The organism is uncultured Pseudoflavonifractor sp., assembly GCF_944387805.1.
Classification (GTDB): domain Bacteria; phylum Bacillota; class Clostridia; order Oscillospirales; family Oscillospiraceae; genus Pseudoflavonifractor.
In genome coordinates, this window is record NZ_CALXGI010000087.1 from 1 (window position 1) to 9,393 (window position 9,393).

Consider the following 9,393-nt stretch of genomic DNA (forward strand, 5'->3'; position numbering starts at 1 on the left):
CAGGAACCTGTTGTCCTCGTACAGGTCGTGGGAGGCGGACTGTCCGGTGGAGTTGAAGTGGAAGCCCACCTGGTTGTCGATGAAGGTGCACCCGGTCACGTTGACCCAGGCCTCGCCGTAGGCCAGCACGGCGGTCTTATAGCCGGTGAAGGAGCAGTCCACAGCCCAGCACTTGGCGGGGGCGGAGATGCCGATGTCCGTGCCATCCCCCACAAAGTCCATGTCGTAGAAGTAGTTGATCCAGTAGTAGCTCCCGCTCCTGAGGGTGACGCTGCCGTGTAGGACGGTGCGCGCCGCGCCGTCGGTGGAGCCGTAGAAGTCAATGGAGCGGCCGGGCAGCTCCAGATCGCCCTCGTAGGTCACAGCGGGCAGGTAGACCTCCACCTGGTCGCTGGCGGCGGTCTCGCCGGCGATCTGGTCCAGCAGGGTCTGGAGCTCCTCGATGGTGCCCATGGGGTAGTCGTGCCAGTTGTACACATGGGTGATGATGGGGGTGATGTGGATGTTCTGCCGCACCCGGATCACGTCGCCGTTCTTCATCCGGGCCGTCCACACAACCTGGGGCTCGCCGGAACTGCCGGTAAAGTCCAGGTAGGACACCATGGCAGCATCGGGGGAGTAGTCGTCGTGGCTGGGGACTGTGGCCGTCAGAGGGGAGGCGGCGCTCTCGTCCTGGACCACCTCCACAGTGACCTGCTCCACCAGAGTCTCAAACTCCGTCCAGGCATCCGCGCCGGAGGCGGCGTCGTTGACATACCACCGGGAAGGCCAGCGATAGTTGTCGTCCGGCCCTCCCTGCTGGTAGATGTCGGGGGCGCTCTGGCAGCGGTCGTTGGGCCAGGCCACCAAGAGCTGATAGGTCCTGTCTCCGCTGGTGTAGTAAACCTCACCCACACCATCGTACTCCTGGGGGACATAGGCCCCGAAGCGGTTCCACAGCGCCCAGGCGGCGGCCGCGATGACAATCAGCACCGCCAGGCCCAGAAGCAGCACCTTCCGAAGGAGCACCGGCGTTCCTACCTTCTTCCGGGGATGAACGTCCCGGGCACAGTGGGGACAAAAGGCGGCGTTATCCGGCAGGTCCGCTCCGCAGTGGGGGCATTTGCGATCCATCATATTCACTCCTTCGTGTCAAAGGTGACCTGGGACAGGTCCAGAGGCTGGTCGCAGCGGTTGTCAATGTCGTTCTGGTTGTTGGAGAATACCGAGCCCTGGAAGTTCATGGTCACGTCGGTAGGTACGGCCTCCAGCAGCACGGCGGTGCCGTTGTTGGAAAAATAGTTGTCGTTGAACATGGAGTGATTGACATACTCCCCGGTGCTGTTGAAGTCAAAGCCCACCTGATTGCCGTCAAAGCGGCAGCCGATGACGTTGACCCAGCAGGCGCCGAAGGCCAGAACGCCGGTCTCCCAGTTGGTAAAGGAGCAGTTGGTGGCCCGGAAGTAGGCGGAGGTGGATACGCCGCTGCCCGTCCCGCCGCCTGCGAAGTCCAGGTTCTCGAAAAAAGAGATTTCGCTGCTGGGACAGGTAATAAAGACCGTGCCGGTGAAGGTGGTGCGGCTGCCGTCGGCATCGGTGGAGCCATACACGTTCATGGGGCGGTTCTGAAGGGTGAGGCCGCCCTGGTAGGTCACGGCGGGCAGGTGGAGGTTCACCACGGTGGGCAGAGGGACTTCCGTCCCAATCCGGTCCACCAGGGCCTGAAGGTCCTCGATGGTGTCCATGGGGTAGTCCTCCGGGTAGTAGTCCCTGGTCTCGATGAGCTCCGGCTCATAGGTCTGCCGCAGGCGGATGGTGTCTCCGTTCTTCATGTGAAGGGTCCATACCAGCTCCGCCGGGGTGCTCTCTCCGGTGAAGTCCAGCAGGGAGATGAGGGCGGCATCGGCGGCGGCCTCATTGAAGGCGGGCTGGGAGCACACCATGGGGGAGGGGCTGCTCTCCTGACCGATGAATTCAGCGGAGACCGACTCCACCAGCTCCAGAAAGGCCTGATTGGCGTCCTCGCCGGAGCCGCTGTCGTTGATATACAGCCGGGAGGGCATCCGGTACTGGCCGTCCGCCTCACAGGAGACGGTCAGATCGGGCTGGGGGGTGAAGCGGTCAGCGCCGGAGGCCAGCAGCACCTGATAGACGGCGCCGTCCCCGGCGGTGTAGGTCACCTGTCCGTACTCGTCGTAAGTACTGGGTTTCAAGTTCAGCCACAGCCCCACGGCCGCGGCGGAGACGATAACCAGTGCCAGCAGGCCCAGCAGCACCCGCTTCAGCATGGGCACCGGCACCTTGGCTGTCTTGCGGGGGTATACAGTCCTGGCGCAGTGGGGGCAGAAAGAGGCCTCCTCCGGCAGGTCCGCGCCGCAGTGGGGACATTTGTGTTCCATGGCTTATCCTCCGTTTCCCTGGTAGTCCAGCATGGTGTAGCCCAGCAGGTTATAGTCCGCGTCCAGCAGCAGATAGCACATCCAGCGGCCCTCGTCGGGCAGGAATTCCTCCAGCCGCTCAATCTCACGGCACTGCCGTTCCATATCCGGATCGTGGTACTGGAGCCACAGACGGAAAATCTGAGAGTCGTCCTTCCGCAGTACCGGGCCCCGCCCTGTGTTGTAGCCCTTCAGGAACCACGCCACGCCCGAGGACTCCAGCTCCTCCGGGGGGATGTAGGTGGAGAAGAGGTCCTGCCACTGGTCGTCAAAGGCGGCGCTCTGCTCCAGGTAGAGGTCGGTAAAGTCGTAGTCGCACAGCGTCACATCCAGCTGCCACTGACCATCTCCCAGGTTGGCGGCTGGTCCGATGGAGTATCCCATCAGGTGGGTGTTGTTGTCGAAGAGCAGCAGACAGAGCCGGCTGCCTCCTGCGTTGCGGGCGTCGAACATGCCCCACTCCCCGTTGGAGCCGCCGGTACCCTGGGAGGACACCAGCGCGGCCATCTGGAAGCAGCCCGCCAGGTAGTCGTCGATGCTGTCGCTGGTCAGGGAGGTGGTGCCGAAGTTGATATAGGTCACCCTGGGAAAGTACTCCCGCATCAGCTCGGCGGTGACCCTGACCATGCCGTCCGCGTCCTCGGTGAGCACCACCTGACGGACCTCCCCTTCAGGCATACCGGAGGGGGCGCTGCTGCGGAGGAAAAGGGCCAGCAGCCCGGCGGCAGCCGCCAGAAGCACCATCACAAGAGCTGCGAGTTTCAGCCCCTTCCGCCACAGACGGGCGGGAACCTGGGCGGGCTTCCGGGTCCGGATGCTCTGGGCGCAGTGGGGGCAGAAGGAGGCGTCCTCCGGCAGGGGGGCGCCGCAGTGTGGGCAAAGGTGTTCCATGATAAATCCCTCTCCGTTCCGTGGTTCGGTGAGTTATTCAAAGATGGCGTAGGAGATGCCCACCGGCTGGCCGCAGGGGTTGTCGATGTTCACGTCGTTGCCGGTGAAGCGGGAGCCGATGAAATCGATGGTCCGGTCGGTGGGCACCTGCTGGAGCAGAACGGCGGTGCCATTGCTGCGGAAGGTGTTGCATTCAAAACGGGTATAATTGGCATAGTCTCCAGCACTGTCAAAGCAGAAGCCTGTGCTGTTGTCCTCAAACCAGCAGCCCACCGGGTCGCACCAGTCATCGCCGGTGACCAGCAGGCCGGTGTCCCAGCCGGAGAAGAAACAATTCTCTACCCGGCTCTCGGCAGAGAGGGTGAGCCCCACGCCGGAGCCGCTCCCCCGGAAGTCGATGTTCTGGATAAAGGATACCGGCTTTTTCTCCGGGGCGATCACCACCGGTCCGGTAAAGGAGGTGCGCATGTTTTTCTCATCCACGCTGCCGTAGAGGCTGACGCCCCGGCGGCGAATGGTAAGGCCGCCCTGGTAGTGGACCGGGGGCAGGTGGACGTACACCATGGCGGACGGGGAGGCATCCTCAGCAATCTGGTCCACCAGGGCCTGGAGCTCCTCGATGGTGTCCATGGGGTAGTCCTCCGGGTAGTAGTCCAGGGTCTCCACCTGCTCCAGATAGAGCTTCTGCCGCAGGCGGATGGTGTCCCCGTTTTTCATATTGAAGGTCCACACCAGCTCCGCCGGACTGCTCTGGCCGGAGAGATTCACGATGGTCACCAGAGCCACGTCATTGTCGTAGGACTGGTACATGGGCTGGGAGCAGGTCATAGGGGAGGGGCTGTCCTCCGGCTGGATGAGCTGGGCGTAGTAGGTGTCCACCAACTGGAGAAACATGGGGCTGGCATTGTGTCCGCTCTCCACGTGGGTAATAAACAGGTTGGAGGCCCGATCATAGGCCACATACTTCTCTGCCTGTACTGTGTATTCCGGCTGGGGACCGGAGGCGTTGTCCTGGAAGGTAAGGTAGAGATGGTAGGAATTGCTGCCGGTGGAATAGACCACCTCCCCATAGGCGTCGTAGACGTCGGGGGTGACGGCCTGGTACAGCGCCGTCCCCAGCACAAGCCCGCCTGCCGCCAGCAGCACCAGTCCCGTCAGCTGGAGGGCCAGCCGTACTTTCTTCCACCACATGCGGACCGGCACCACCACTTCCCTCCGGGGACGGACCGGCTGGGCGCAGTGGGGACAGAAGGAGGCGTCCTCGGGCAGCGCCGTGCCGCAGTGGGGGCACGGCCTGGTCCTGCCGCTCATGTTACAGGGCCTCCATCAGCCGCAGCACGTTCTTGTACCGCCGCTGGGGGTTGACGTGGGTGCAGCGGTCCACGATACGGCCCATTTTACCGCTGGCCAGATGCTTGGAGGGGTGCTCGCCGGTGAGCATCACGTTGATGAGAATGCCCAGGGAGTAGATATCGGTGCGGATGTCCGACTGGGACAGACCGTACTGCTCCGGGGCGGCGTAGCCGGTGGTGCCCAGGATCTGGGTGTCGTTGTCGTGCTCCGGCTTATGTAAACGAGCGGCGTCGAAGTCGATGAGCAGGGCCTCCGAGCCCCGGAGGATGATGTTCTCCGGCTTTACGTCCCGGTGGACGGCGCCGATGGAGTGGAGCACCCACAGAGCCCGGCACACCTGACTGACGATTTTCTTGGTCTCCTCCGGAGAGAAGAGGGCGCCCTTGAGGAGAAAACCCAGGGTGTCGCCCTCAATAAATTCCTCTAACACCAGGTTTTCCCCATCCCGTTCCGCCACCTCATAGACGGTGGGGAGGTTGGGGCAGGTATAGTCCAGCAGGGCGCGGTATACCTCGGAATTGCCGTAAAAATGCCGCAGAATAAACTTTTGAGCGGTGGTTTTGTGACGGATTAGGTGTACACTGCCCCGGGGGCTCTCCTTCAGAATCCGGACCAGCTGGTACTCCTCCCGCAGCCTATCAGACAGCCAAGTATAAATGGAAATCACCCCAAAATCTGAAACACTATGCAGTGGGCATATTGTATCCTCATACCAAATGTTGTAGATTTAGTATATACGATTTCCAAACAGAAGTCAAAGAGGAGTGAAAAGTGTGGAAGAGAAGAGCACGGACGATCTGAATCAGGAGCTCATGAGCAAGGACGATATTGACTCCTATATTAAGGAAAATCGCTTCTATTTTTCGGATCGGAGCATTTCTGAGCTGCTTAATGCACTCTATGACAAGAAAGACATCTCCAAGGCGGCACTGGCCCGCAAGGCGGGGATGAGTGAGGTATATCTGCACCAGGTGTTCTCCGGGCGGCGGAAGCCCTCCCGTGACAAGCTGCTCTGTCTGTGTGTGGGACTTGGCGCCACATTGGATGAGACGCAGCGTCTGCTCCGGCAGGCCGCACTGGCAGAGATCTACCCCAAGAACAAGCGGGACGCTATCATCGGGTTCGGCATCACCCACCAGATGGAGCTGAGCGAGATTAACGACAAGCTCTTTGCCGAAAACGAGAAAACGCTGTATTAAACGGCCCGGAGCGGGAAGGCCGGGCTGTTCAGAAAATTAGTGAGATGTCAGGAGGAACGTGAGGGATGAAGCGAAAGAGAATCGGTTCCATGCTGGCGGCGGCCGCACTGTGCCTGTCTCTGCTGCCTGGGGCGGCCTTTGCCGCGGAGAGCATGGACAACTTCAAGGCCGGGCGGACCTATGCCGACGGGCAGTTCACGGACGTGTCGCCCGGCAGCTGGTATGCAGGCAGCGTGGAGAACGCCTATGAGCTGGGGCTGGTTTCAGGCACCAGCCAGACCACCTTTGACCCGAACGGGAGCATTACCGTGGGCTCGGCGCTGGCTCTGGCCTGCCGGCTCCACAGCATCTATTATACCGGCGCGGCAGATTTTGTCCAGGGCAGCCCCTGGTATCAGGTCTATGTGGACTATGCGGTGGAAAACGGTATCATTGCGGACGGGAGGTACAGCGATTACAACGCCGCCGCTACCCGCCGGCAGTTTGCGGCCATTCTCGCCCAGGCCCTGCCTGAGAGCGCCCTGACCGCCATCAACGAGATTGAAGCCGGCGCCATCCCGGATGTGGCCGTTGGCAGTTCGGACTACGAGGCGGTCTATGCACTCTACCGGGCGGGCGTCCTCACCGGCAGCGACAAGCAGGGCAGCTTTTTGCCCGAGGCCACCATCGACCGGGCTTCTGTGGCTGCGATTGTGGCCCGCATGGCCCTGCCCGGCCAGCGCCAGAGTATTACCCTGACCCTGCCGGCCAAAGAAAACCCGGTGACGGCGGTGACCCTGAGCCAAAGCGCCCTGAGCCTGGAGGTAGGGGGAAGCGGAGTGCTGACGGCTGCCGTGACCCCCGCCGACGCAACTGACAGCGCACTTGCCTGGAGCTCCTCCAACACCGGCGTGGCCACAGTGAGCAACGGCACTGTTACCGCCGTGGCGGCGGGCAGTGCGGTGATTACCGCCCAGGCGGCCAGCGGCGCGTCCGCCCAGTGTACGGTGACGGTGACCCAGCCCGCGCAGACCCAGCCCACAGCGGGCAGCTATGCAGCGTTCCCCGGCGTGCCCGACTTCGGCGCGCTGCTGGGCATTGACGCGCTGGTTGACCTCACCGACCCCGCCGACGGCAGCGGCGGCTACTTCTATGCCAGCACGGACATCAGTCAGGCGGGGCACATGAGCGATTTTGCCGACCTCTATGTGAATGCCCTGATAGACAGCGGCTTTTACATGCTGGGCGAATTTGAAAACAGCGACGGCGGAACCACGCTGATATTCGACAACGGGGTATACAGCGTTATGTTTGGCGTGGCCATGGCCAGCGGAATTCCGGGCATTATGATTGCCATTGTACCGGCGTGACGGGCCGCAGAGGCAGCTTGCTGAAGCGGCATCCTTTGCAGATAAGAAGGAACCAATCAACGCAAAATGAAGAAAAGGAGTTAGGTAGTATGAGGAAAAAGCGGATTTTATCGTGGATAGCAGCAGGGGCGCTGTGCGTCTCGCTGCTGCCCGGCGCAGCATTTGCCGCCCAGAGTATGGACAACTTCAAGATTGAGCGGGAGTACCCGGCGGGCCAGTTTACCGACGTGGCAGCCAACATCTGGTACGCCGGCAGCGTGGAGAACGCCTATGAGCTGGGTCTGGTGGAGGGCACCAGCAAGACCACCTTCTCCCCCAACGACCCCGTCACCATCAGCTCCACCCTGGCCCTGGCCTGCCGCCTGTACAGCACCTACTACGGGGACAACGCCACCTTCACCGGCGGCACAGTCTGGTACCAGCCCTATGTGGACTACGCCATAGAGAAGGGCATCATCACCTCCGGCCAGTACAGCGACTATAACGCCAACGCCACCCGCCGCCAGTTCGCCGCCATCATGGCCAAGGCCCTGCCCGCCAGCGCGCTGAAGTCCATCAATACTGTGGAGGACGGCGGCATCCCCGACGTGGCCTCCGGCAGCGCCAGTTACAATGAAATCTATACCCTCTACCGGGCGGGCATCCTCACCGGCAGCGATAAGGCGGGCACCTTCCTGCCCGAGACCACCATTGACCGGGCCTCTGTGGCTGCCATCCTCACCCGCATGGCCCTGCCCAGCCAGCGCCAGTCCATCACCCTGAAGAAGGTGGACGTGGCCGCCACCGGCATTACCCTGAACCGCAACACTCTGACCCTGAAGGCCGGCGAGACCTACCAGCTCACCGCCACCCTGACCCCCGCCAACGCCAACACCAAGGTGACGTGGAGCGTCAGCAACAACGTGGTGTCCGTCACGGACGACGGTAAGATCACGGCCAATCAGGGCGGCGCCTGCCTGGTAACCGCTACGGCAGGCAGCGTTAAGGCCCAGTGCTCCGTGACGGTCACCGAGGTGGAGATCACCCGGGTCCGCTTCAGCGATTCCAGCGTGGACATGACCGAGGGCGAGAGCAGGAAGCTGAACGTATCCCTCACCCCCTCCGACGCCAGCCCGCTCTCCCTTGACTGGACCTCCGACACCCCCAGCGTAGCCACCGTCTCTGAGGATGGCACCGTCACCGCCGTGGGCGAGGGCAGCGCCATTATCACCGCCACGGCGCCCAACGGCCAGGACGATTACTGCTGGGTGTATGTGACCAGAAAGGTGGATGTCAAAGTGCCCGTGGTGGGCCGGGAGTACGGCCCCTTCAACTTGACTACCTATTACAGAGATGGCAGAGTGAACGATACCTGGAACATTACATCTTTTGTTGTCAACAGTATTGAGGCTCGCCGGGGCAGCGATAACTATGAGCTGTCTATCAACATCCAGGGCCGGAGCACTTACGACAGCTGCTGGTTTGACCTCTACTTCTATGATGCCAGCGGCCGCCTGCTCGGTGAAAAGACCATCATTGAGAGTGTGAGCGCCAACCGGGATTTCAATATTATTGTAGACACGTATATTGAGTGCGACCTTCTGGACAATGCGGCCCGGATGGAGTTCTATTCTCATGACGGCGATCCCGCCAACTCCGGTCCCAGCTCCGGCGGCAACCAGGGCGGCTCCACCGGCGGCGGCAATGAGGGCGGTTCCAGCACTGAGACCCCCAGCTACGACTACCCCTACGACACCTACTACAGCTTCCCGGGCATCCCCTCCTTCGACGAGTTCACCAGCAGCAGCCGTCTGCAGAACAGCTACACCGAGGGCAAAATAGCCAGCTATCTGTACGGTTCGGCCACCACTGAGGAACTCGACGCGTACCGGGCGGCGCTGAAGGAGTGCGGCTTCTCTGAGAGTTCGTATTTCGAGGGCATGTATTTCTTCAATAAGGGCACCTCCGGTACCAACGACTACTGGGAGGTGCGGATTGGCACCACCGCTTCGCCCGCTACCAGCGGACTCGCTGTGACTGTTTCTATTTCCCATATCAAGCCCACCAACGAGTGGTAAACAGCCTGAAGAAGCGGGCCTCTGCCAGACGGCAGAGGCCCGCTTCTTTATATTGCTTAAAGAACCACTGGCTCTGCCAGTGGATAAAGAGCTTATAGCTATGGACAAAAAAAGGACTCCCCGATAG

Annotated in this window: 8 protein-coding genes; 3 read left to right on the top strand and 5 right to left on the bottom strand. The window is 61.6% G+C overall.

Annotated features, from left to right (window positions below; all coding sequences use genetic code 11):
* The 5 genes from Q0K06_RS13245 to Q0K06_RS13265 form a co-directional block, all read right to left on the bottom strand.
* Nucleotides 1-1,116: zinc ribbon domain-containing protein (locus tag Q0K06_RS13245; RefSeq protein WP_294553435.1), on the bottom strand; the 1,116-nt coding region annotated here is incomplete at its 3' end.
* A 2-nt stretch (nucleotides 1,117-1,118) separates the two neighbouring features.
* A complete protein-coding gene (locus Q0K06_RS13250; protein WP_294553438.1) occupies nucleotides 1,119-2,378 on the bottom strand; it encodes a zinc-ribbon domain-containing protein in 1,260 nt (419 codons plus the stop codon).
* A gap of 3 nt (nucleotides 2,379-2,381) precedes the next feature.
* The gene (locus tag Q0K06_RS13255; RefSeq protein WP_294553441.1) at nucleotides 2,382-3,308 is read right to left on the bottom strand and encodes a zinc ribbon domain-containing protein; all 927 of its coding nucleotides are present in this window, start codon (nucleotides 3,306-3,308) and stop codon (nucleotides 2,382-2,384) included.
* Between the two features lie 33 nt (nucleotides 3,309-3,341).
* Nucleotides 3,342-4,619 carry a zinc ribbon domain-containing protein gene (locus Q0K06_RS13260; RefSeq protein ID WP_294553445.1) on the bottom strand — a complete coding sequence of 426 codons (1,278 nt, stop codon included), beginning with the start codon at nucleotides 4,617-4,619 and terminating at the stop codon, nucleotides 3,342-3,344.
* A 1-nt stretch (nucleotide 4,620) separates the two neighbouring features.
* Nucleotides 4,621-5,328 carry a serine/threonine-protein kinase gene (locus Q0K06_RS13265; RefSeq protein WP_294553448.1) on the bottom strand — a complete coding sequence of 236 codons (708 nt, stop codon included), beginning with the start codon at nucleotides 5,326-5,328 and terminating at the stop codon, nucleotides 4,621-4,623.
* A 106-nt stretch (nucleotides 5,329-5,434) separates the two neighbouring features.
* On the opposite strand from Q0K06_RS13265, the gene Q0K06_RS13270 reads away from it, so the two are divergent.
* The 3 genes from Q0K06_RS13270 (at nucleotide 5,435) to Q0K06_RS13280 (ending at nucleotide 9,266) form a co-directional block, all read left to right on the top strand.
* On the top strand, nucleotides 5,435-5,860 hold the full coding sequence (locus Q0K06_RS13270) for a helix-turn-helix transcriptional regulator (RefSeq protein ID WP_294553451.1): 426 nt from the start codon (nucleotides 5,435-5,437) through the stop codon (nucleotides 5,858-5,860).
* 65 nt (nucleotides 5,861-5,925) lie between these two features.
* Nucleotides 5,926-7,209 (top strand): S-layer homology domain-containing protein, encoded by a 1,284-nt coding sequence (locus Q0K06_RS13275; RefSeq protein WP_294553454.1) that lies wholly within the window; start codon nucleotides 5,926-5,928, stop codon nucleotides 7,207-7,209.
* A gap of 89 nt (nucleotides 7,210-7,298) precedes the next feature.
* Nucleotides 7,299-9,266, top strand: coding sequence for an Ig-like domain-containing protein (locus Q0K06_RS13280; RefSeq protein ID WP_294553456.1), 1,968 nt, complete (start codon nucleotides 7,299-7,301; stop codon nucleotides 9,264-9,266).
* Nucleotides 9,267-9,393 lie beyond the last annotated feature (127 nt).